Source organism: Mongoliitalea daihaiensis (assembly GCF_021596945.1).
GTDB lineage: Bacteria > Bacteroidota > Bacteroidia > Cytophagales > Cyclobacteriaceae > Mongoliitalea > Mongoliitalea daihaiensis.
In genome coordinates this window covers 969804-994934 of record NZ_CP063779.1, presented here as the reverse complement: position 1 = coordinate 994934, position 25131 = coordinate 969804, and the positions used below count along the sequence as shown (strand labels likewise).

Genomic DNA, 25131 nt, shown 5'->3' with positions numbered 1-25131 from the left:
AGATGGAATACAACAAATATGATATAAAAGACATAAATATTGGAGACGAAGTATATTTTGACGATGTGTATAGTGGAAAAATACTGACCCAGTCAAATTTTGATGAGTATTGGACTGTACACGGAATTGATAACGACCAATTACTTGTGAACCTAAGAGAGGAACATTATTGGTCAATCAAAGTTTCTGAAGTTCGACAACACATTATTAATCCAAAGAATGACAATTAACCCTAAGACTTTAGAAAAACTTCGACTTCTAATAAACGAAGAAACTGAATATAGGTCAGGACCTCAACTTGTATCATTTTTCAATAATTTAGGATTCAACGACTCTTATGGACAAGGATTTCCATCAAGAAAGGACTTTACGGACGAAAAACTAAAAAAACTTAATGGAACAGCTGATTTAGACAAAACAATTAAATCGTTGTTTTCACCAGTTAACTTCATTGGAAGATTTAAGGAATTAGATGAGTTCATTTCAGAATTCAATCAGTATATAGCATTTGATGGATGGCAAGTCGTCAGAATGAATAAAGAAATACATTTCAAAAAAGCAGGGGAAATTGATTTTGGAGAAGAAGAAAAAGAATCTGAATTGACAGAAACCGAGTTTTTAAATCGTGAATTCAAAGAACTAAATATTGAAAAAATAGGTCTTGATGGAACTATTACAGAAATACTTAATCTACGTTTTGAGGAAATAAAAAAATGCCTTGGTACAAATGCACCTCTTTCAGTAATTTTCTTGTGCGGTAGTAGTCTTGAGGGTATTCTTTTAGGAGTGGCAATGAAAGAACCAAAGAAATTTAATATTGCTAATTCCTCACCAAAAAATCAAGAAGGTAAAGTAAAACCATTTCACGAATGGACTTTAAATGATTTAATAAATACGGCATTTGAAGTTGGATTAATAAAAGAGGATGTAAAAAAGTTTAGTCACTCATTGAGAGATTTTAGAAATTACATACATCCATACCAGCAATTGAGTTCAGGATTTAATCCAGATAAGCATACAGCTCAAATATCGTGGCAGGTATTGAAGGCAGCCATTTATCAACTTGGAAAATAAAAGCCAGTTGCCAGTCGAGTAGGTAAAGGGGGATTCCACCCCTAAACCTCTCACAGAACCGTATCCCGACTTTCGGGACAGGCAGTAAACCTCTCGATTCATACGGCTATTATCATGCAGTCGGATAGTCCATTTTGTTAGACTAATTTGTATCCTCAATTCCTAGTGATAAGACATGTTTGGATAAGAAACTGTTGCTTGTCTAAGCCATTTAATTGTTATGTACTTGTTCAGAATCCATCTGATCATTCATGATAATATTAAAAACATCGTTTGGGCTGGATGAGGATTCCGACTAATTCAAGGGACTACCCCCACCCTGATGTCAATCCAGTTTTTAATTGGGATAACTTAGAACCCACAATTTTTTAAACTAAGACAGGTTATTTTTTAAGCCTCAAAATATTCATAAGGCTCAACAGAAACCAATTCCGCCAATTTGGATGCAATATTCCCCATTGAATCTTCTATAGTACTTAGACCACTTCTTGAGCCAAGAAGAGGACTCACATTTCTTAATGCTTCAAAGGTTGTTTCATGAACTATTGGTACCAATAAGTCCCTGGCAAGGAGAGCTGAAAGTTCTTTATCAGCGATTCCTTCTCCTTTCACTCGTTTTAGAAATGAAGGTGTAACTAAAACTATCCCGACACGAGACTTTGCCAATCCCTTGTCAATCTCGCGGAGTAATGATGATCCCAACAAAACATCCTTTTCGCTAAACCAAACAGAAACACCTTTTGACACTAATAAATCATGTAGTTCTTTGGCAGCATCTTTTCTGTCATCCCAAGCATGACAGAGAAAAACATCCCGAAGGTCTGTCAAATCTGCTCGTTTTTCCACATTTTCTCTCACTGGTGTGAGTGTTCGGATCTCTGAGGGTGTATATAAGATCGTAGAGCCTGGTGAGGCCCATCGAACTCTCGTTTTACTTCCTCCACTGCTACTGCTTCGACTTCCCGAACTATATGAAGAAGAAGAAAACGAGGAATAAGATGGATATGAATAGGAACTACGATAACTTCCTCTTCCTCCACATGCCGGGCAAGCCGCCGCCGCACTTGCTGTTCTGTGCCCATAAACTGGTGCTGTACATCTAGACATAATTAAATAACTTTTTAAGGTAAGGTGATAAATAATTAAAATAGGCCGACCATAGATCGGCCCGAAGCCGATTAGGCTTTAATTTGGTGTGGATCTTCTATGTCCAGGCACCTTTACTGTTTTGCCACCTACCTTCTTGGTATGTGGCTTAACTGGGACAATTTTCTTCCCATCTGCTGTTTTTGCCATTGGTTTAGCATTTGAACCCTTCTATCAATTAGGCAGAAGGAATACCTACCAGGAAAATAAAAAACTCTTACCTTTGGGGTCTCAAATCCAAGTAAAAGCGGGGGAGCCTATTTTCCCAACAGAAGCTCTCCCCTTTTTTATTTCATTACCAGCACCTTAGTAGGTGTTTAACATTTTTTAACATTCATTGTGCCAAGAAATTGCTGAACACCTTTCTCCAAACTAAATTCCATTTTATTTACATTGACCAAAATTATAATTGGAACATAGTGTTTCATTCGGTAAATATGACAGACTCATGATTAGCCTGTCAGTATAAATTTCATTTTTCATGACATTATCGTCAGTTATTCATATTTCAATTTCATTTCTTTGATAGTATATAAGATGTCATTAACGGGCTGCGTAAGTTCATCACCCATTTTAACTAGTTCATTTGGGTATTCTTCTTTTAACAGTGTCATCAATGCATAATAGGTCGGCTTCAGAACCTCTTTAAATTCATTGAATTTTGAAAAGATCCCAAAAACTAGGTGATACTGATCCTTTGCTAAAAGCAAAAGTATCGTAGTATTAAGTTGATCAATTAGATAACTATCTTTGAATACCTCATCTAAGTGCAATTGATTTTCTATTAACTCAATCGCTTCTTTAAACTTCCTTTCCCATGTCATAAGAAAGCTAAATTTTACCAACAACTGATTTGGAACTTTCTCCCTTTCCAAAACTAAATTCATTAAATTTCTAGCCTTTTTCTTGTCTAAAGAAAATTGTAAATAAGATGTGAGGAGGTTGTAAGTAATAAATTCTTCTCTTTCATCATATACTTTTTCTTCATTAAACCTCGTACATGCTCTCTCAAGAAAAATTTGAAACTCTCTGGCTTTCACTTGATAATCAGGCTCTTCGACACTAGAGCCTAATTCTATTAATAAGATCAAGGATTTATAAAAAAAATAATCTAAATCACTTTCAGGAAGGCTTAACAATAGTTCACCAGCAGATTGAATATCCTCCTTTCCTGTGGGAAGCCTTAATAAATAAAAATCTAATAAATCATAAACTGAAACTGCATCACTTTTCAACCCTGCTTTTAAAACAAATTCTGCCTTCTCAAAATTCTTTACGTCTTCATAAAAATCAGCTAATTTTAAGAATGCTTCTTCCTCATTCTCAGCTATTGCTTTTTTAAAATTCACCTCGGCTAAATCCTTTTTGTTTAATCTTAAATATGCTTCCGCAACAGTTAGAAATGATTTCCCCTTACTAATTTTAGGAGAATTATTAAGAATCTTTTCTAAAACATCAGGCTTTTTTAATTCAGCACTAAGAAACTTTACAACTTTAAGATCCCCTATTGAGATTTCTGAAATAGATTCAAATTCTTTTAATGCATTCTTTAAATCTTTCTTTTCCAAATAAAAATAAGTCAAGAGTATTCTTTGGTAATGACTTCTTTTTGGAATCCTTTCTAAAACATCAATCCCTCCCTCTAAATCACCTTGATCATAATATCTCTTTGCTAGAGAAAATTTCCTTCTTTCTATATCAGGTAACTGTGACTTTTGCTCTTCAGAAAGAATACCAGATGTCTCTTTAATCAATACATCCAATTTAAATACATCTATTTTTTCTGAATCAACTAATGCTTCTGCTAACAATAATGCAGACTTAGGGTGATATTTACCTGACTTTAGGTGGGAAATATGTCTTTCAATAAATGAATTTATACTTTCCTCGTCATCATACCACATTTCCAGAAACTTAGTTAGCCATTTGACTTTCTTTCTGTCTCTCCGGTTTCCATTTCGCATTAAGTACCAAATATTGAAAAACCGCTCCCTAACTTGATAAAGATGGTTTTTGGTATTGGTTTGCTTTTTTTCGATAACGTTGTTTTTTTCCAATTGAGCCAAGTGTGCTGATACTAGTTTAGTCTGGATTCTTTTACCATCTTCCCGGATTTGAGTTGCAATATCTTTTGCGCTTATGGCATCCCAATTTTTTGCAATAACATCAACAATCCTTCTTTGCTGAACAGGTAATTCTTCAATCCTACTTTTATACAGTGGCGTGATTTGATCCAGAATAGTCTCTAAATCATTCAAGGCAGAGCCATCTTGATCTTCCAATAACACTTGATACACCATCATTAGGGTTCTAATTACTCCACCAGTGAGAATTGCGAGTGTATCGATTTTACCTTTTGCCTTTTTTAAGTTTATTTTTTGCTTACTTTTTTCTTGAAGCTTTTCAATCAAATGAAATGTTTCTTCTTTTGTCAAGCCCTCTAGTCTTACTATTTGAAAAAACTCATAAAATGGTTCAGAATAGTCATGTAAATCCTGCAAGACAATGGCAGAAGCTCCAATAATCCTTATCTCACTGCAATGCATTAAGATCTCTCGAAGCCTCCTTTTTTCCTTGTCCTTGAGATTGTCTAAAAAAAGTTGTCCAAAATTGTCAAAGAATATAATTAGCTTCTTTTGATTTTTTTGTAGAACTTCGATCAGGTAATCAAAGCATTTTTTTTCGTAATCTTCAAAATCAATGAAGGCTTCAGTATGTTCAAAATGCTCACCATTCGTGTCAAGTGCATCATCTAGATAATCTAACAGCTTTTCCCACAACCTTGATAAAGTAGTCAAGTCGTAGGATTCTTCTCCAAAAAATACAGGAAGCAGCCAATTATTTAATTCTCCAGAATTTTCAATCTCATATTTCAGACGAAGTAAAAGTGTTGTTTTTCCCATACCTCTTTGTCCCTGGATCAAATAATGTTTTTCTGGATATTTCATATCACTTGACTTGATATCTGAAAAAATCTTCTCAAAAATCTTAGTCCTTACCACGAAGGATTCGATCAGTTCTGGCTTCTCTAGACCAGCTGGATTATATAATGTTTTTACGCTCATGGCCTATTTACATATATGTTTTCTGCACCACATCTGAAGAATTGGTGAGGTGTACCTGTAATTCTTTTCCTCGCTTTTGAACAAATACCCATCACCTTCTAATATATCCATCGTCCTTCGTGTTTCTTCCACAGTATGCTTTACTCCAAAGTCATGGACCTTATCCATTGTTATTATATCATTGGATGCTATGAACTCCAAAACTTCAAATACAAATGCATATTCGTTTCCTTTGAATAGTGTGGCCAACCTCGCAAAATAGGGCTCAAATTGGGGTTTATTTCTCAGGTGAACTATTTGATCATACGCTTGGTCTATTTCCTTTGAGGTTATCAGGTCTTCCTCATTCGTTTCGTATACATCAGTAATTTCTTGCGCAATCAATTGCAAATGAAAAGGAATTAACCACCCCATTCTGTCCAACGTGTACTGTAAAATTGATTCCTCAAGCTGGACATTATCAAATTCAAGAAGTTTTATTAAAAAATCTTGCGCTTCGTTGTAGGTAAGTGGGGCGACCTCTACTGTTCTCAAATCATTCACTGCTGTTAATTCAGTTACTTTTTCAACCATTGGAAAAAGTGAGAGAGATCCAGTGTAGATAAAGTGGATTTTATCTAAGACATATGCATTATGCCTTAGCTCTCGGTTTTTTTGAATGAAATGTTCCGCTGCTTTTTCACCCTCCTTATTAAGAATATTTTGGATAGTTTGGGGAAATTCATCAATCAAAATCACCACGTGACCATATTCTTTCTTGATTTTTTCAAAGAGATCAACCAGTATTTGAAAATAATCTGTTTCACCTTTCTCTCTAAGCTCAACGTGGTAAACTGTTTTGACTCTTCCTAGGATCCCTTCAATACCATTTTTTATGGAATCATAGAGTTTACTTAGATTACCAATAGCTTCACTTCTGATAATTGCCTCAAAGATGACTTTGAAAAACTCTTTTTCAGAGTCAACTGATTCAGTAATAACATAGACGAAGTAGTACCCTTCTTGAGGAAACTCTTCAATATGCTTAAGGATTGAGGTTTTCCCTACTCTTCTAGGTGCAGATAGGTAAATTGAAGTTCCTTTATCGAGAACTCTGTATATTTTTTTTAATTCAGAATCTCGGGGATAAAATGCTTCTCCCCTTGCTGGATTTCCTAGACTATTTTTCATTTAACAAATTATTTATTGTCAAAATTAGTGACAATTTTTTTATTGTCAAATATTTTAGCAAAAATTTTATTGTCAAATGAAATTAAAGAAGATTAGGAAGTGGAAAGAATGGGTAAGTTTCGTTGTAATTTAGTGCTAAAATGGAGTAGGGGCGGCAACCATTATGTTAGGTTTATATAAAGAGTTGATATCTATCATCTATTTCGCTTCAAACTGTGCCAGTTTTTTGATAGATAATTCTGGAGCAAACTGCCCCCTTCAATAAGTATGTTTTTATATATGAATTTGGCCTGTATGGTCGGATTAAACTGACATCCCGGCAGAAAACCTATTCGGTGGGACCAAAAGATTGATCTCATAAAAGAAGGGCACTGAAGTAGAAGGGCTTACTAAGGTGTTTGGTGAGAATGACTTTTTTTCCTAAAGAGATCGGATCAGGTTTAACCTCTCACAAGTCTTGGTCTAGCCAAGAACTCCGTAGTCTCGCCTAGACTATTATGGGGATAATTGAGTCTTTTGATGAAAAATACCCTGATCAGGGTATTTTCCAACTAGAATAAATTGTTTAGACTTGTTTTTCAAACATTTAAGCCATGGACAACCACTATTTTGCGATTGATGTTGAGACGGCCAATGGGGATTACAGCAGTATTTGTCAGTTAGGAGTTGCTTAATTTGAAAATGGGAGTATCCTTAGAACATGGAAAACTCTTGTAAATTCCGAGCAGTATTTTGATCAGTTTTATTTAAGAGTGGAAATCCTTGATTAGTAAACCAATAACGCCAAGGACCTATAATTGATCCTCTGTTAGCTATATAATGGATGGAAACCCTTATGGACCTTAGTATGGTGAATCTGTTGCTTTTAAATAACCCCTCTTTTGAAAATTAATAGATTAATAGGATTTGGTTCCTATATGTCCTTTCTTTAAGCACTTTCAACATCCCAGTTTTGACTGATATCTAGACTAAAAGTCCATATAATGCTTATGGAATTTTTGAAAATCGTAAAATTTCGATGTTAAAAAAAAATCGAAAATAACGTCCTGCTTAGTGCATTAATTTCAAATTGAGTTTCGCTTGCAATAAACAAGTATTCATTATTACAATCTTTATGGTAGAAGAAATGATAAATTTTTTTCAATAATGATACTCTTTTCCAAGAGTTAAAAATTATACTGTTAACAATTTCTTAATGTTGTAAAATTGAGACTAATTATTTTAACTCTTCATTTAAAATAATAAAAATTTAGAGCAATGTTAGAAAAGCTCTATAAAATAAAATTAAGTTCAACTTATTTTTAAAAAAGATAAAATATTTTTAATATAAATAAATCACAACTTAATTATTTGGTAAACAGAGTTTTTAGTTAATAGTTGATTTTTTACCTAATTTTTTAAAAATATTTTTACAATGAACAGACCCCGACCACCTAATAACGGAGATTTTTTTGCTAATCATAGCAAAAAGATCAAAAATATTTTAGCCTTTCAAGTTTAGTTTTAAGTATTTGATTAAAGATAAGGCTTCTTTAACAATGGTCTAAAGGTGAGTGTCTTACAATTAAACAATCTAATCAAAAAACAAATGAAAGATTTAACTAAATATATTTTCTTTATTTTATCGTTGACTTTCTTCGCATGTGCAGAAATTGATGATTATGAAACAACGAAACAGCTTGAAAAAGAATTAATAGAAAATCAAGAGATATTTTCTATTCAAAGTCTTGACTCTGCTGATTTAACCGCTAGAGTATTTCCAATTAATGATCCCAATAGAAATTCTAATTGGCAATGGTATTCTTCAACTATGCAGACTATGTGGACCTCTAATAGCGGTGGGCTTGGCGTAATTCGACAAAAACAACTTCCATATTTTCAAGCAAGTGATATTGCAACTGATGCAAGCCAAAGAGATATGTTGCCTAATGATGGATGGGTATTAGTTGCAAGGGACTTTGGGTTTAATGAAAATCATCCAGTTGAAGGAGACCCTTGGTTCTTAGTCTATAATAGGAGAAGAGGTTTATTGAGATTGTGTTTGTTCAATGCTTTTGGATCTCAATATGTCTTTCAATCAGTTAGACTTGGCCTTCATAACAATGTATTCACATCAAGTGGCTTGTTTACATTAACGTCAGAAAATTTTCAACAAGGGGTTTTAACTAATCTTGTTCCAAATCAGGTAAGGGAATCAATTTCTAATATGGCAGAACAAGGGGGATGGTCCGTTCATGACTTTTATTTAGGCTTCGATCCAAATTTTAATTCAAACACAATTTTTGATTTTAAGGTTTATGGGATTATTGAAACTATTGGTAGTGGAGGAATATCTGGTGCTGTAACAGGAAAGGCTCTTGTGACTGAAAAAAATGAGATCAAAATACATGATGTCTTTAAAAATACTGGGGCTTTTCTCTCTGCAGTAGATAAAAAATATAAAAAATTAAAACTTACAAGTTTTTTGCAATCTTTTGATATTGCAACTGGGGCTGTAGGAATAGCTAAATTTTTCTTAGGGGGTAAAAAAACAACTCAAACTATACCTATAACTTTGGACGCAGATTTGGGAATGTCATTTTCATTAATTACTAGGATTTTAAGAAAAGAAATTAGAGTAAATGCCGATTCAACAGCTTGGATTAATGACGGCTTTGCTTTTAAACCATTAAATCAAATATCTTATGGTTTAATTAATTTTAAAGAAGTCCAAAAAGTTTATTTAGATACTGAATATCTTTCTCAACCAAGTGAGCAATATCCAGGTGAGTGTGAAACAATAACTATTTCAAAGTATGCTACTGTCTACAATGAAGTCTTAAATAACATTAGTTTAAACCCGACTTCTGGGATGCATATAGTTGATATAAAAGTAGCTTTTTCTCCAGATGTTTTTCCAAACTCAATTCCAAGTTTTGCTAATTCAGGAGGATATTTTTATACTGATTATCAAAATTTAATTAGATTATCACAAGAAATTTTTGTTAAAGTTACATTAAGATCCCTTCAACCTGAGGTAAATATGGATAGAGAATATGTTGTAATTAGATCTATCCCTTATCAGGTTATATTTAGGAATAGTACTTCAACTGAAATTTGTTAATGATTAATTATTGAAAAAAGGTTGATATTAAAAAATCGGCCTTTTTTCAATTTTAACTTATACGTTGTTGAAGGATAATCAAGCTTGTTGTTCAAAAAATAAATATTGGTTGGTTTGACTGTTTTTTGAAAGATTAATCAACATCTGCTGTGATTTTTTGTTTAAAACTAAAAAAGTTATTAAAAATTACATCTTCAATTATTGGAAAAGTATTATTATTTGGCTTACTTTCATGTTGGCATTGAAAAGTTGTCACCACACCCTTATGCCTTTCTTGTATGAGTTTATTTTATGTAAAAAATAAATTAGGACGAGTAATCTCAATTGACTCCAAGGAATTCCTCTATTTCAGTGGAACGGATTATCTTGGTATGAGTGCACATCCCGATTTTCAGAAGTTGATCGTAGAGGGTTTTTCTGAGTTAGGCACCAATCATGGCCTGAGCAGGATCAATAATGTTCGAATGTCAACTTTTGAGGAATTTGAAAACCAATTTGCAATCGGGGCCGGTGCTGAAAAAGCACTTGTTTGGAGTAGTGGATACCTGGCAGGTCAAGCTACTCTTTCATACCTCTTGGAATCTACTGATTATATATTCGTTTCTCCAGATACCCACCCCGCAATTTTGCCAGAAGAATTAAAACCAAAGATCAAACAGACTTTTGCTGATTGGCAGCGTGAAGTAGAGGAGACTTGTGAACAGTTAAAGCCTCAAAAGATTTTAATTCTATCCAACTCGGTTAACCCTTTGAAACCGGCTGTTTATGATTTTTCATGGATAGGCCATCTTCCACGAAAGCATGAATACAAAGTATTATTGGACGATAGTCATGCTTTTGGTGTGACGGGTACAAGTATTTATGGAAATTATTCGAAATGGAAGTATCTTCCTGTAGATTTATTTGTTACGGGCTCTTTGGGCAAAGGACTTGGGATGCCAGCAGGTATTTCGCTTGGATTGACCTTTCCTCTCATCGATATTGCCAATCAACGAGTCTTTAGAGGTGCATCCCCTCCCCCTCCTGCTTATCTATACGCCTTTCTAAAATCACAATTAATATATGAGGTTCAGAAAAGTAAGTTGCTCGAAAATATACAGTATTTCCAAGTGATAGCTGCTAACCTCGGAACCTTGGATTTTAATCCAAATTTTCCGATATTCTTGTTTAAGGACAATAAATGGGTTAAAAAGTTAGAAGAAGCGAAAATTATTGTTTCCTCATTTCCATATCCTGCCCCTACAGATCCTTGGATCAATCGTATTGTCGTTGCTGCTTACCACACGAAAGGTGATTTAAGTTTGTTAGGAAAAACACTTCAACAAATTAAAGACACCAAACCTATAACCATTTAAATTCTATGAAAAGGTTTTTTGCTCTCTTGTTTATTCCTCTCTTGGTTGCTTGTGGAAAACCGGAGATAGATGTACCTTTTCAATCCATTCCTGAGGCATATCCTACACTTAAGAAGGTGTTAGAAAATCCTGAACAGTATCAAGTTCAAATCTTATTTTCTACTCCTTCAAAAGACATATCAGGTCAAATCCAATTTACCGATCATTCCATTGCGTTGGATGATGACAAGTATTTTTATCCAGCTTCCACGGTCAAACTTCCAGTAGCCCTGTTGGCTTTAGAGTGGTTAGAGTCCCTAGATATCCATGGATTAACCACCCAAAGTATCATGATCACAGACTCAGTTAGAAACTCGCAAACATCTGCTAGCTTAGACAGTACTGCTCTAGATAATCTACCGAGTATAGAGCATTACATCAAGAAAATTTTACTCGTCAGCGATAATGATGCCTATAATAGATTGTACGAGCTATTGGGTCAAGATTACATAAATCAATCTCTACAAGCCAAAGGTTTGGTACATACGGTGATCAATCATCGCTTAAGTTTGCCTATGTCGGAAGAAGAGAACAGGCATGTTAATCCGATCAAATTTTACTCTGAAAACGGTGATTTATTGTATTCGCTCGAGGCTAGGCATACGGAAGTGGAATATAAGAATGCGGATAATCCCACCATTGGTAAAGCATTTTACCAGGGAGGAATGTTAGTGGAAAAACCGATGGACTTTACTTATAAAAATAAGTTTGCTTTGAGTGATTTGCACGGGGTAGTGAAACGCATCGTTTTTCCGGAGGCCTTTCCCGTGCATCAACGCTTCAAAATAAGTGAGGAGTCTAGACTGTTTGTATTGAAATATATGGGCATGCTTCCTGGAGAATCTGATTACCCATCTTATCAACTTCCAGAGTATTACGACTCCTATTCCAAGTTTTTCATGTTTGGTAGATCCAAAGAACCCATGCCCAAACATATCCGAATCCTTAATAAAACAGGTTGGGCTTATGGTCACTTATTGGATGGTGCCTATGTAGTCGATTTAAACGAAGGGGTTGAGTTTCTAGTGTCTGCTGTCATCTATGTCAATGAAAATGAAACCTTAAACGATGACAATTACCAATATGAAACTATCGGGCTACCTTTCTTTGCAGAATTGGGAGATTACCTTTATCAAAGGCAATTAAATTTGCCAAAATCCAATGAAAATTATCCTATTAATTTGAAAGAATTGTTTGAAACAAAATAATCCTGTTCACTTCTTTTAATTTACCAAAGTAATTTTTATTTTAAGGCTTCTTACTAGCCTTAAGTTTTATGAAGATTAGCCATTTTTGGAGTGCGCTGATGATATCAGTTAGTCTTTTCGCTTGCAGGGAAAAGTCGCAGACAATTACAGATTTGCAGTCCTTCCAGGTGGTTGAAATTATCGCCCAGGAAGTTCCTCTTTCCAAAGAATTTGTGGGTCAGGTATATGGAAAAGCTGATATACCGATTCGGGCTCGGGTTGATGGCTTTGTGGAAAGGATCCATTTTCAGGAAGGATTGGAAGTGAAAAAGGGCCAACTCCTATATACCATCGATGATAGTCCTTTTCGGTTGGATGTGGCACGAGAGCAATCCAGGCTTTCAGAAGCACAGGTAAATTTGGTCAATGCAACCAATGATCTGACTAGAATTGAGCCCTTAGTGAGTATCAAAGCAATCAGTGAACGGGATTGGGATGCAGCAAAAGCAAGGAAGAGTGCAGCAGAAGAATCTGTTAAAGCTGCTACTGCCAATTTGGAACTTTCTAAAGTGAATTTAAGCTACACAAAAATCATCGCTCCACTCGATGGAGTGATCGGTAAAACCAACGCAAAGCAGGGGGAATATGTAGGTAGAAGTCCCAATCCGGTCATCCTCAACACTATTTCTCAAATTGATAGTATCATTGTGGAGTTTTTTTTAAACGAAAAAGATTATTTAGCTTTTGCACGGCAATTCATAGTAGAAAATAGAAATCAAAGAGATCTCAAAAGCAGGCCGCTTGAACTTTTCCTTGCTGATGGGGAGCGTTTTCCTTATTTGGGCGAGATCACATTTTTGAACCGAAATATTGATCCCAGTACGGGTTCTATTTTAGTGCAAAGCAAGTTTCCAAATCCAGATAAATTGATACGACCAGGACAATTTGCTAAAGTAAAAGGTGTCGTGGATATCTTACCGGCAGCTATATTAGTTCCTCAGCGCTGTGTATTTGAACTTCAGGGTTTTTTCAATGTTTTGGCGGTCAATGCAGATGGTATGGTTAGCCAAAAACGGATTGAGATTCTAGAAACCTATCAAGACTATTTTATTGTGCAATCAGGGTTGAGTGCAGGCGAACGTGTATTGCTCGAAGGTCTGATGACGGTAAAGCCTGGTAGCCAAATTACTCCTGAATTGGTGACCTTTAACTCTCAACGGTAACCTTATGGACTCACAGCATCATTTCTTTGTCAGAAGGCCTATTGTTGCCATTGTTATAGCCATTATTACCGTAACCGTGGGACTTGTTTCTTTAGGAACATTGCCCATAGAGCAATATCCTGACATTACCCCACCTGTAGTCCGTGTGAGTGCTAAATATACTGGGGCGAATGCTATTTCTGTAGAACAATCTGTGGCATCTGCTCTGGAGCAGCAAATCAATGGGGTGGAAAATATGATTTACATGAAATCCACCAATTCTAACGATGGTTCGGTCAGTATTCAAGTTACCTTTGATATTGGCACAGATCCGGATATGAATACTGTATTTACGCAGAACAGGGTTTCTTCTGCCATGGCCAAGCTTCCGGAGGAAGTGACGCGTATGGGGGTCACTACCGAGAAGTCAATGTCTAATACCCTGTTGCTGATTTCGTTGGTTTCGCCCAATGGACAATATGATCAGCAATTTTTAGGTAATTATGCCATGATCAATATCAAAGACCGGCTGGCAAGAATTCCTGGTGTGGGTCGTGTAAGTGTCATTGGTGCTTCTGATTACTCCATGAGGATATGGGTAAAGCCGGATATTTTGGCCAAAATGGGCATCACCATCAACGAAATCAGTCAAGCGATCCGATCCCAAAATGTAATTGTACCAGGTGGTAAACTCGGTGCTGAGCCTGCTCCTCCCGGAACAGAGTTTACGTATGTGGTAAAGCTGCCCGAACGATTGCAATCAGAAGAAGAGTTTAGGGAGATTGTTATCCGAACACATGAGGATGGCTCCGAAGTGAGGCTGAAAGATGTAGCTCGTGTAGAGTTAGGGACCGAGAGTTACAGTGCGTTTACCCGGACCAATGGCTCTGATGCAGCCTTGATTTCCATCTATCAGTCTCCAGGCTCCAATGCAGTACAGGTAGCTGATGATATCAAAAAGGAGCTAGACCAAATGAGCATCAACTTCCCAGAGGGTGTCGCACATGAAATTTCCTTGGATGCTACCAAGCCCATCACTGCGGGAATCAGTGAAATTGTAGAAACATTGATCATCGCATTATTACTTGTGATTGTTGTGGTTTTCCTATTTATCCAGGACTGGAGAGCAACATTAATTCCGACATTGGCAATACCAGTTTCCTTGATTGGTGCCTTTATGCTTTTTCCCATGCTTGGTTTTAGCATCAATGTGCTTTCATTGCTTGGTTTGGTTTTGGCGATTGGGATTGTGGTGGACGATGCCATTGTAGTAGTCGAGGCCGTACAGGTCAAAATGGAAGAAGGGTTGGGAGTCAAAGAAGCCACTACGGCGGCGATGAAAGAAGTAACTGCTCCTATTATCGCAACGAGTTTGGTGTTGGTGGCGGTCTTTGTACCCGTGATTGGTATTCCTGGGATTACAGGTAAACTCTATCAGCAATTTGCCATTACGATAGCAGTATCTGTGATTATTTCTAGCATCAATGCGCTTTCTCTATCGCCGGCATTGTGCGCATTGATTTTACAACCAAAAAAAGATTCCAACGAACGAAATGGTCTATTAGGTAGGTTTTTCAATGCTTTTGATAAAAAGTTTGATAAAGTTACCGACAAGTACACCACCATTACGCAGGTGGTAACAGGCAAATTGAAACGTGGAGTGTTGTTTATATTACTGACAGTACTGGCAAGTGCATTTTTGGGTTCTAGACTTCCTGGCGGCTTTATTCCAGAAGAAGATCAGGGCTACGTTTTTCTTGCTGTTCAACTGCCGAGCGCTGCTAGTTTACAACGTTCGGATGTGTTAGCTGCAAAAGTTGAGGCAATGCTAGAAGGTATTCCTGAAATAGAGAGTGTTGCTACTGCTGTGGGGTACAATATGCTGGCGGATGCCTTAAGTACCAATGCAGCTTTTATGTTTATTTCTTTGATTGATTGGGATGAGCGCAAAGGTGTAACGGCCAAGGATGTTACTCAAAAAATCAATGCAGTTTTAGCAAAAGAAGTAAAAGATGGGATTGCTTTCGCTTTTGGTCCTCCGGCTATTCCAGGCTTGGGTTCTGGTGCTGGTTTTAGCATGATGATACAGGACAAATTGGGAGAAGACCCACTTTACTTGCAGCAAAAAACTATGGAATTTATTCAAGCGGCTAATCAGCGTCCTGAAATAGCCAGAGCTTCTACACAATATCAAGCATCGGTGCCTCAGCGGTCCATAGATTTGAATATTGATAAGATTTTGCAGACTGGTGTACAACTTCCGGAAGTTTATCAAACTTTTGGGGCATTTTTAGGAGGTGCTTACGTCAATGATTTCACCAAATTTGGGCGGATTTATAGAGCTTATATACAGGCAGAGGCGGATTATCGTCAGAGCGCAGAAGGATTGGAGCTTTTTCACGTAAAAAATAAGCGAGGTGAAATGGTGCCGATCAGTACATTCATGGATGTGCGTGAGTCTAGTGGTCCTGAGTATACCAATCGGTTCAATTTATTTCGGTCAGCAGAGGTCACAGGAGTGCCTGCGATGGGCTATAGTTCTTTGCAGGCCTTGGATGCTTTAGAGGAGGTTGCGCAACAAGTACTGCCTGAAAATATGACCTATAGTTGGAATGGGATGAGTTTCCAAGAGAAAAAGTCTGCAGGGTCAGCTGCTGTTATTTTTGTTTTTTCTTTCTTTCTAGTCTTTTTAATTTTAGCAGCTCAGTATGAAAGTTGGTCTTTGCCTTTCAGTATTTTGTTAGGTACTCCATTTGCTATTTTTGGTGCATTTTTATTTTTGGAGTTAGCTCGGATATTTAGCCTGTCCTTTGAAAATAACATTTTTGCTCAAATTTCATTGATTCTATTAATTGCCATGGCTGCTAAAAATGCCATTTTAATTGTAGAGTTTGCTAAGCTAAAATTTGATGAGGGCTTGAGTTTGTTTGATGCAGCAATGTCAGCAGCCAAGTTGAGGTTTAGACCGATTTTGATGACTGTTTTTTCTTTTATTTTGGGAATTCTTCCCTTGGTTTTAGCCACAGGTTCTGGTGCCGAGGCACGAAAAGTAATTGGAATGGCACTCTTAGGAGGTATTGGTATGGCTACATTTTTAGGATTGTTTTTGTATCCATTACTTTTTGTTCTCGTGGGCAAAGTTTTCAAATATGAGCAAAAGCGGACGTTCATTCAACCTTTAAAGCATACTGGAGATGAAAAATAGACTTTGGCTTATTTGCTTTCTCGGTTTGGGGATTGCGTCTTGTAAAATTGGCAAACCCTATAGTGGTTCTGAAATTTTAGTGCCTGAGAGCTTTCGAGCAGATAATGTTTCAACAGGTGATCCAAGTTCGCAGTTGATAAATACAGCTGATTTGGAGATCAGTGAATCTTTTGATCTGACTTGGTGGAGCCGCTTTGAAGACCCGGTTTTAGATACATTAATCAAACGGTCTCTTGTGTATAATCGAAATGTCATGATTGCAGCAGAGCGTATTCTTCAAAGCCGGTATGCCTTGCGAATCCAAAATGCCGAGCTATTGCCTAAATTTGGTGTCCAAGCATCCGGTGAACGGGGGAATTTTTTGTTTAATCAAATTGGGCAGGTTAATGAGTTGTTTATTGCTGGCTCAGGCTTAAACTGGGAAATTGACTTTTGGGGAAGGTTAAGAAATTTATCAGATGCGGCACGTTTTGATCTTTTAGCAAGTGAGTATGGTTTGAAAAGTGTGCAGTTATCGCTTGTAGCAGAAGTTTCGTCCACGTATTTCCAATGGTTGCGGGCCAAGGATGAGTTGGAGATTGCTCAGCGAAACTACGCATTGAGAGACAGCGTTCACCAAATTATCATAGCAAGATTTAATCAAGGGATTATTCAGCAAACTGATGTCGATCAGTCCTTGATTTTAAAAGCGATTGCAGAAGGTGCTGTTCCAAGGTTTGAGAGGAAAAAGATGCAACTTGAGAATGCCTTAAGCTTTTTAATAGGCAGCAATCCATCATCGATATCACAAGGTAAAGCTTTAGTATTTTTTGTTTCAGAAGTAGATGAAATGATGCCTGCACCGATAGATTTGTTGAAGAATCGTCCTGATGTATTGTCTGCTGAATATGAATTGATGAAAAGTCAATCTATGGTGGGAGTTGCCAGAGCTCAAAGGTTACCTACCATCAGTCTGACTGGAACAGCGGGCATCATTACGGACGATTTTGGTGATTGGAGCCTTAGAAACCCTCTATGGAATGTCGGCGGTCAAATAATGGGTCCTTTGTTTTTTTGGGGTCAGTTAAAAAGGCAGGTGGATATAGCGTACAGTCAAAATAATCAGGCATTTTTTGCCTATGAAAACACGATCTTGAATGCTTTTCGTGAGGTTGAAGATGCTAAGATTGAGATCAAAACTCTGCACCAAGAAATCGCTATCATGAGAGTTAGGAAATCTGCAGCGCTAAATGCTCAATACCTTAGTGGAGAGCGGTATAATCAAGGAGTCACGAGTTATTTAGAGTTTTTGGAGTCTCAGAGACAGGCGTTCGATGCAGAGCTTGAGCTTGTAGCATTGAAGCAATCCCTGATGAGTGCATATGCCAAATTGTACAAAGCAACAGGAGGTAACTGGTAGAGGAGGGGATTTTTGAAAAAACGAATGTTAATAAAGAGTACAAAAAAAGGGCTTTTCATCGCTTGAAAAGCCCTTTTGCTTTCAATACTTACTGACCGTATTCAGCCATAAACTTATCCAAATCTTCTAATGTGATAAATCCCTCATAAAATGCACGACCAAAAACAACGGCTGTCACTCCGATGTCAACCAATTGCTTGAAATCATCAATGTTTCTCACACCTCCGTTTGCTGCCAAGCGTATATTTGGGAATCTTTTAATAATTTCTTTGTACAACTCGAAGTTGGGCCCTTCCATCACTCCGTCTCTAGTTACATCCGAACATTTCAGGTATTTGAGTCCTCTTTCATAGAAGTATTCAATATGATCAAATAGATCGATTTCTGTTTTTTTCGTCCACCCCCGCACCTTTATTCTATTGTCTTGGGGGTTGGTATCTGCAGCTAAGTTAATTTTCTCCCGTCCGTAGGAAAGAATCCATTGTGAAAATCTTTCCGGGTGCAAAGCAGCTACAGTTGCAGCCGTGATGCCTGCTGCACCAAACTCAAATGTTTTCAAAACATCACCATCGGTAGAAACACCTCCCGTAAAATCTACTTTAAGGTTTGTGTATCCTGTGATTGCTTCTAAGATATGATAGTTTTTTGGTTCGCCTCTTCTTGCACCATCCAAATCCACCAGATGAAGCCATCGAATACCATGGTCTTCGAATGCTTGTGCTATTTCTAAAGGATTATTTGAAATCACTTTTTCTGTGGCAAAATCACCTCTTTTAAGACGGACACATTTTCCGTTGATTAGGTATATGGAAGGAATTAAGTCAAACATGATCTTTCTGTGCTAGTTTAGAGAATTTTACGCTTTCTTGAGACTTATGGTTAGTAAAAATTTGTCCCAAGGAACCTTAAATATACTATAAGAGGGATATTTTTTACAATACTCAGGTAAATTCTTTTCTTTTTTATCTGATTGGGGAGGATAAATTTCTTGGAATTCAGTTTTTTAAAATTCTAATCGAGCTATTTTTCCTCCTGATCCTGAGGCCCATACGTTTTTAAATGACTTGCATAACTTTACGGCATGAAAACCTTCGTCTGAAAGTTTTTCCCAATTTTGTCCTACATCTTTGGAAAAGTCTGTTCCATTAGGGCCTACGGCAATTAACCAATGCTGAAATGGATAGTAAACTACTCCAGAGCGGTATCCCGATAAGGTTTGGCTATCTTGAACAGACCAATTACTTCCTCCATCATCCGAAAACACAAAAGCATGCTCGTTTGCGTCTGCTTGCAGAAAATCCCCGCCTACACCCACTATTTTTTTATCACTCACTTTAAATATTGAAAATACCCCTGCTGATTCTTTCAAATCTGGAAAAGGCAAGGCAGTTTTGGTCCATTGAGTTCCACCATCGCTGGAGTGATAGATCGCAGAGTGTAGCCCTGCACCTACAAACCAAATGTTATCTTGATCTGCTAAAATAGAGCTTCCGCTTGCTGCAAAGGAACCTGCACCTGCTGGGGCTGCAGGGCTCGTTTCGAGCCATTTCCAATGTTCTCCTTGATCCTTTGAGAGAAGGACCATCCACTTGCCATCCACTTCATCCCCGATTGCATAGCCTTTATCTCCAACAAATGTGATTCCATCCAGAAATGCATTTTCTGGTCCTTTATATTTTAAATCCCATGTTTTACCGCCATCTACAGTCTTGTAGATTACAGCTGGCTGTCCAGACGACATGACCACGGCTGTGCTGGCATCAAAGGCAATAATATCCCGAAAGTCTACAGAATCTAAGCCTGCAACTATACCAAAGTCCCAAGTCTCCCCTCCATCCAAGGAGCGCAACCAAGTCCCTTTGGAACCACTGGCCCAAATGATATTATTGGTTAAAACTGATAAACCTCTGAGCGAGGCATCTGTTGGGGTCTCTTTAAGTTGCCAGCCAATAGGCCTTTCAACAATTACATGTTTACGGTCCTGACTGCAGGAAAGAAAAATGCTGGTTAGGAATAAAAGAAGGAATATTTTCTTCATGCTTTTGGGTGCAAAGGTTTGTTACATACGTTTCACAACTTCTTTTTTGGGGATACGAATGCTCCACATCCCCCTCAAATCACCTACTTTATGGTTGATAGCTTGATCGTTGGGATATTTTTCTTGGAGGACTTTCCAAGTTTCCGGAGCAATGTCGGTACCAGGGCTTCCATGGCAATTTAGGCATAGTGCGTTGGGAATTAAGATGGCTTTTGTATATAAAAAAACTTCTCCCCCTTCCACTTTTTGGATGTTGGGTTCAGACATGATGCCTTCTTCTACATTGTACTGATAAGCATCCAATATGACTGCTTCTGTATCATCTGGCTTGTCTAATGGATTTCTATAATTGACGGAAGCCCTCTTTATTTGAACGCCATGTTTGGTATCTACCTCCTTTAAAATCGGCAAGGCTTGTACATGACAAAAATCTACAGCTCCAGCTACGCCCTTTTCTTGGATAGCTTTCTGAAGGGCGCTGATCAATTGTTGTTGGGCTTCTGTACTGATTTCTTCTCCCCATTTCATGCCGACTTCAATTATTTGAGATTCGCTTAGTTTTTTTGCTTCCATGCTTCTGTTTACTTCCTCAAAAACCTCCCTACTCACTCTTTCATTGGTTCCGCAGGCACTCAGAATTGATATTAAATACATCAATATGACAACATTTTTCATTTCTTTTTTTCTTAAAAATAACGTAGAAAAACCATTTAGAAAAATCAAAAAAGTATTTTGTGAAGAAATGAGACTTTTGTAAACGGAATGATTTCTCCATTACTGCCAAATAATGTTTTTTTTATGTTGAGAAATGATAAATTTGTACGATAAGCTTATCCATTTCAATGAAAAACAAGCTCCTTCTTGTGCTCGCAATTTTATTCCTCGGCTCTTCTCTGGCCTTTGGACAACAATCTTGGAAACGAATAGGGGGATGGGGAAATTCTTTTACCGGTATCTCTTGGGTTTCGGATGAGCAAGGTTACATAGCTGGGCCGCAAATTATTTTAAAAACAATCGATGGAGGTCTCAGCTGGGTAGAGCAGGAACCGCCTACCAAGACCCAAATGAATGGCATTGATTTTTTTGATGAAAATTTAGGCTTGATTGTGGGTGAGAATGGAGAAATTTACCGAACTACCAATGGTGGTCAACAATGGAATCTGATACAAATTGCCACCAACGCCCGCTTGAAGAGTGTGTCTTTTCTTAGTCAAAACAGAGTGTATGCAGTGGGAGATAATGGCGATGTCTACCGCTCTACCAATAGTGGACTTACCTGGGTGCGACAAAATATTGGACTCAGCGTCAATCTCAATCATCTATATTTTCACAATCAAGATACTGGTTACATAGCAGCTTCCAATGGTCAAATTGCTAGGACTTTCAACGGAGGAAACAACTGGTCTTTACTATCCACCGATCAGACCAGTGCAATCAACGGAATACATTTTATCAGTGGGATGGTTGGTTATGCAGTAGGAAATCGAGGTTTGGTGCTTAAAACAGAAAATGCAGGATTGCAATGGACCCGGCTTAATTCAGGTACAGAGCGGGACTTATTAACTGTCAGTTTTTCTAGACTCAATACTAGTTCTGGGGTTTTTTTAGGACGGAATGCTACCATCATCCGCACCATTAATGGAGGACTCACGCTTGATGGTATCAATGTAAATAATGCTGAGGATTATGTGGATGTTAAGTTTAGAGGCAATACCAATACTGTTTTTGGTGTTGGGACCAATGGGTTTGTCATTTCATCCATTAATGCTGGTAACAGTTGGACACTCCGGCTTTCAGGCCGAGATGTAGATTATACTGGTGTCAAATTCCGGACGGATAATTTGGGCTACATCATTGGCAAAAGCGGAAGGTTTTTTGTTACCTCAAATGGTGGAAATACCTTGGTAGATCGCTCAAGACCACTTTCTATTACCTTCAAAGATATTGATTTTCCAAGCAATAATTTTGGTTACATCTCCGGAGATGCTGGGACTGTGCTAAGAACCTCAAACTCAGGAAGCAATTGGAGTTCATTAAATTTAGGCTCAAATAGAAGTATCAATGGGCTGTTTTTTTATGCAAATACTATAGGGTATGCTGTAGGTGACGGCGGATTTATTGTCCGTACGGTCGATAGTGGTGTGTCCTGGCAAAAGTTATCGGAATCAAATACCACGGTAGACTTGGTAGATTATGGAGGATTTGGATTTTTGGTTGGGATAGTCATTGGAAAAGGAGGTTACATTGGAAGATCTGAGGAATTGAGTGATTGGGAACGAATTTCTGTTCCGACTTCAGAGGATCTCACTGCAATTAAAGTTATGGATGATACCACAGGAATTGTGGTAGGTAATCGCGGTACTATTTTAAAAACCATCGATGAAGGCAAAACCTGGAGAAAAATTAATGTGCCTTTCACTCAAAATTTGACCGGAATAGATTTCCTAGATGAGCAGGTAGGATTTATATCAGGTGAGAGGGGGTTGATTTTGCGTACGCGAGATTCTGGAGAAACTTGGGACCGTATGGAAACTGGAACATTTCAGAATTTTACAGGAATTAGTTTTGGTTCCTTGAGTAAGGGATATGCTGTTGGGGAAAAAGGGACGTTTTTTGATTATGCTTGTCAAGTTCCTGCCACCCCCACAGTGATTTTTGGAGAGGACCGAATTTGTCTCAGCCAACAGGTATACAGCATTCAAGAAACAGCTGGCATTGATGAAGAGTTTGATTGGAGAATAGATGGTGGGACCATCATGGAAGGTCAGGGTACCAACAGAATTGTTGTGCGCTGGGATGTACCTGGCAGAAATGCTGTGTTGGTTCGTTCCAAAAATGAATGTGGTAATGGTGCAACTCGAGGACTAGAGGTAGTTGTGTCCACTACACCTCAGACTATTCCTGACATCATGGGTGACGGAGCCGTTTGTTTGAATACAACAACTGCTTATGAATTGGAAGATTTTCCAGGGAGCACCTATATATGGACTGTTACTGGGGGGCTTATCCGTGAGGGACAAGGGACTAATCGTGTCATTGTAGAGTGGAATAGCCTCAATCAACAAACGCTGACAGTGACACCTGAAAATCCTTGTGGGAGAGGTCAGACATTTACCAAGTCCATCAGGGTACAGCAACCACCAGCACAACCTTCGGTGATTTCAGGGCCAGATATTACTGCCTTTACGGAAGAAGTGTACGAGGTCCAACAGGTTGCCAATGTTAACTTTCAATGGAGGGTTACTAGTGGAGGGGGCAGAGTGGTAGCGGGTCAAGGTACTAATAGGGCCACTGTTCGTTGGGAGCGTGAGGGTAATTTTGAGGTAATTGTTACTCCTATGAATGAATGTGAAATGGGACCTGAGCGTAGCTTTCCTGTGTTAGTGAATTTGATTACCAGTATTTCACCAGAAATAAATTCGGGCACACCCAAAGTATATCCGAATCCCTCACCAGGGTTGGTCAATATAGATTTTAATGGCCTGCAAGATGTCCGCAAAATTACTTTTGTAAATGCCCTAGGACAAATTAGTCGAGAGATTGTCCCTCGTGAAGATGTATCAATGTTGAGAGTAGAACAGCTTCCGACTGGTTTATATACGATCTTGATCCAAACACGCGAGCAGACTTATACAAGGAAGTTGGTAGTTAAGCAATGAATTTCAAAACATTTCTGATTTGAAAGATAATTTTTGTGAGTTCTCAACTATTTTTGAAATCAAAACCCAGAATAAACAAAATAAAATTTTGAATTTGCAAAACTTATGCTTAATAATTAAACAATAAACAGAATATTATTTTTTGAGCTTTCTTGTTTTGTTTCAGACTTTTTGTGTCATTTGCATGGTAAACCCAAATATTATGTACGATAGAAGTTTTCATCCGGAGAGTCTGATGATGTCTTATGGATACAAGCCTGAGTTATCCGAAGGAGCGGTCAAATGCCCTATTTTCCAAACATCCACCTTTGTTTTTAAATCAGCAGAAGAGGGAAAAGCGTTTTTTCAAGTAGCCTATGGGCAACGGGAAAAAGGACCCAATGAAGAGTTAGGTCTTATCTATTCTAGGTTAAACAATCCTGATTTACAGATTTTGGAAGAGCGCCTCTGTCTATGGGATGAAGCAGATGAATGTGCAGTGTTTGAAAGTGGCATGTCTGCGATTTCTACAGTCATGTTGGAGTTTTTGAGACCAGGAGACGTACTTTTGTACAGCAAGCCAGTCTATGGAGGAACCGATCATTTTATCAATAAGGTTTTGCCAGAATATGGGATTGTAGGCATGGGCTTCACCGCTGATCAGGATGCTGCTGAGATCCTAGATATGGTAGAAACCTTGAATTTGGGGTCTAAAGTAAAAATGGTGTATGTAGAAACACCAGCCAACCCCACCAATACGCTCTTTGATTTAGAAGCTTGTAAATTCGTTGCGGATACACTGACTACCGCTGAGAAGGATGTGGTAGTAGTGGTAGACAATACGTACATGGGGCCTTTATGGCAACACCCTTTGAAGCATGGAGTGGATTTGGTGGTGTATTCCGCAACCAAGTATATCGGAGGTCATTCTGATTTGATTGCAGGGGCTGTATTGGGAGGTTCCAAATACATGAAGCGGGTGCGAACCCTTCGAACCTTTTTAGGCAACATGGCAGGACCTTGGACAGGTTGGTTGTTGATGCGAAGCTTGGAGACTTTGAAAGTCCGTATGAATAAGCAGGCTGAGAACGCTGTACAAGTTGCCAATTTTTTGCAGAGTCATCCAAAGGTAGAAAAGGTGTACTACCTAGGCTTTATTCCTGAGGGAACTCGGCAGTACGAAATTTATCAAAAGCAACTTTCTTGTGCTGGGGCTATGCTTTCATTTGATATTGTGGGTGGAGAAGCAGAAGCATTTAAGTTTTTAAACAGCCTGAAATTGATGAAGCTAGCGGTTTCCTTGGGCAGTACAGAATCCTTGGCGGAGCATCCTGCTACCATGACACATAGCGACGTGTCTCCAAAAGATCGGGAAGAAATACATATTTCCGAGAAGCTTGTCCGGCTTTCCATTGGAGTAGAGCACTTTGATGATATTATTTGGGATATCTCTCAGGCATTAGATCAAGTATAAAAAAATAAGGGCTCTTTGCAACTTACCAAAGAGCCC

16 protein-coding genes are annotated in these 25131 nt (G+C 38.0%); 10 read left to right on the top strand and 6 right to left on the bottom strand.

Features of this window, described 5'->3' with window-relative positions:
- Positions 1-2: 2 nt before the first annotated feature.
- Positions 3-230: a hypothetical protein gene (locus tag IPZ59_RS04105; protein ID WP_236138613.1), complete on the top strand. Its 228-nt coding sequence runs from the start codon at positions 3-5 to the stop codon at positions 228-230.
- Positions 220-1074: a hypothetical protein gene (locus IPZ59_RS04100; RefSeq protein ID WP_236138612.1), complete on the top strand. Its 855-nt coding sequence runs from the start codon at positions 220-222 to the stop codon at positions 1072-1074. The genes IPZ59_RS04105 and IPZ59_RS04100 overlap by 11 nt, the downstream gene beginning before the upstream one ends.
- 390 nt (positions 1075-1464) lie before the next feature.
- Here IPZ59_RS04100 and IPZ59_RS04095 read toward each other — a convergent pair whose 3' ends face one another.
- The 3 genes from IPZ59_RS04095 to IPZ59_RS04085 all read right to left on the bottom strand — a co-directional run bounded on the left by IPZ59_RS04095 (position 1465) and on the right by IPZ59_RS04085 (position 6455).
- Positions 1465-2181 carry a toll/interleukin-1 receptor domain-containing protein gene (locus IPZ59_RS04095; RefSeq protein WP_236138611.1) on the bottom strand — a complete coding sequence of 239 codons (717 nt, stop codon included), beginning with the start codon at positions 2179-2181 and terminating at the stop codon, positions 1465-1467.
- Between the two features lie 536 nt (positions 2182-2717).
- Entirely contained in the window at positions 2718-5285 is a 2568-nt protein-coding gene (locus IPZ59_RS04090; RefSeq protein ID WP_236138610.1) for a winged-helix domain-containing protein, read from the bottom strand.
- Between the two features lie 3 nt (positions 5286-5288).
- Complete coding sequence (locus IPZ59_RS04085) at positions 5289-6455, bottom strand: ATP-binding protein (protein ID WP_236138609.1); 1167 nt, start codon at positions 6453-6455, stop codon at positions 5289-5291.
- Positions 6456-8043: 1588 nt separating this feature from the next.
- On the opposite strand from IPZ59_RS04085, the gene IPZ59_RS04080 reads away from it, so the two are divergent.
- The 6 genes from IPZ59_RS04080 to IPZ59_RS04055 all read left to right on the top strand — a co-directional run bounded on the left by IPZ59_RS04080 (position 8044) and on the right by IPZ59_RS04055 (position 17945).
- On the top strand, positions 8044-9558 hold the full coding sequence (locus IPZ59_RS04080) for a hypothetical protein (RefSeq protein ID WP_236138608.1): 1515 nt from the start codon (positions 8044-8046) through the stop codon (positions 9556-9558).
- Between the two features lie 278 nt (positions 9559-9836).
- Positions 9837-10913, top strand: a complete 1077-nt coding sequence (locus IPZ59_RS04075; protein ID WP_236138607.1) for an aminotransferase class I/II-fold pyridoxal phosphate-dependent enzyme — start codon at positions 9837-9839, stop codon at positions 10911-10913.
- A 5-nt stretch (positions 10914-10918) separates the two neighbouring features.
- Positions 10919-12160 (top strand): serine hydrolase, encoded by a 1242-nt coding sequence (locus IPZ59_RS04070; protein WP_236138606.1) that lies wholly within the window; start codon positions 10919-10921, stop codon positions 12158-12160.
- Positions 12161-12228: 68 nt separating this feature from the next.
- A complete protein-coding gene (locus tag IPZ59_RS04065) occupies positions 12229-13362 on the top strand; it encodes an efflux RND transporter periplasmic adaptor subunit (protein WP_236138605.1) in 1134 nt (377 codons plus the stop codon).
- 4 nt (positions 13363-13366) lie between these two features.
- Positions 13367-16546, top strand: a complete 3180-nt coding sequence (locus IPZ59_RS04060; RefSeq protein WP_236138604.1) for an efflux RND transporter permease subunit — start codon at positions 13367-13369, stop codon at positions 16544-16546.
- The gene (locus IPZ59_RS04055; protein ID WP_236138603.1) at positions 16536-17945 is read left to right on the top strand and encodes a TolC family protein; all 1410 of its coding nucleotides are present in this window, start codon (positions 16536-16538) and stop codon (positions 17943-17945) included. The genes IPZ59_RS04060 and IPZ59_RS04055 overlap by 11 nt, the downstream gene beginning before the upstream one ends.
- An 88-nt stretch (positions 17946-18033) precedes the next feature.
- Here IPZ59_RS04055 and IPZ59_RS04050 read toward each other — a convergent pair whose 3' ends face one another.
- From IPZ59_RS04050 to IPZ59_RS04040, 3 genes are all read right to left on the bottom strand, one after another.
- On the bottom strand, positions 18034-18774 hold the full coding sequence (locus IPZ59_RS04050; RefSeq protein ID WP_236138602.1) for a 1-(5-phosphoribosyl)-5-[(5-phosphoribosylamino)methylideneamino]imidazole-4-carboxamide isomerase: 741 nt from the start codon (positions 18772-18774) through the stop codon (positions 18034-18036).
- Between the two features lie 174 nt (positions 18775-18948).
- Positions 18949-19983, bottom strand: coding sequence for a WD40/YVTN/BNR-like repeat-containing protein (locus tag IPZ59_RS04045; protein ID WP_236138601.1), 1035 nt, complete (start codon positions 19981-19983; stop codon positions 18949-18951).
- A gap of 21 nt (positions 19984-20004) precedes the next feature.
- The gene (locus tag IPZ59_RS04040; RefSeq protein WP_236138600.1) at positions 20005-20637 is read right to left on the bottom strand and encodes a c-type heme family protein; all 633 of its coding nucleotides are present in this window, start codon (positions 20635-20637) and stop codon (positions 20005-20007) included.
- 188 nt (positions 20638-20825) lie between these two features.
- On the opposite strand from IPZ59_RS04040, the gene IPZ59_RS04035 reads away from it, so the two are divergent.
- Both IPZ59_RS04035 and IPZ59_RS04030 read left to right on the top strand, forming a co-directional pair.
- The gene (locus IPZ59_RS04035) at positions 20826-23642 is read left to right on the top strand and encodes a YCF48-related protein (RefSeq protein WP_236138599.1); all 2817 of its coding nucleotides are present in this window, start codon (positions 20826-20828) and stop codon (positions 23640-23642) included.
- A gap of 202 nt (positions 23643-23844) precedes the next feature.
- On the top strand, positions 23845-25095 hold the full coding sequence (locus IPZ59_RS04030) for a cystathionine gamma-synthase family protein (RefSeq protein WP_236138598.1): 1251 nt from the start codon (positions 23845-23847) through the stop codon (positions 25093-25095).
- The last annotated feature ends 36 nt before the right edge of the window (positions 25096-25131 follow it).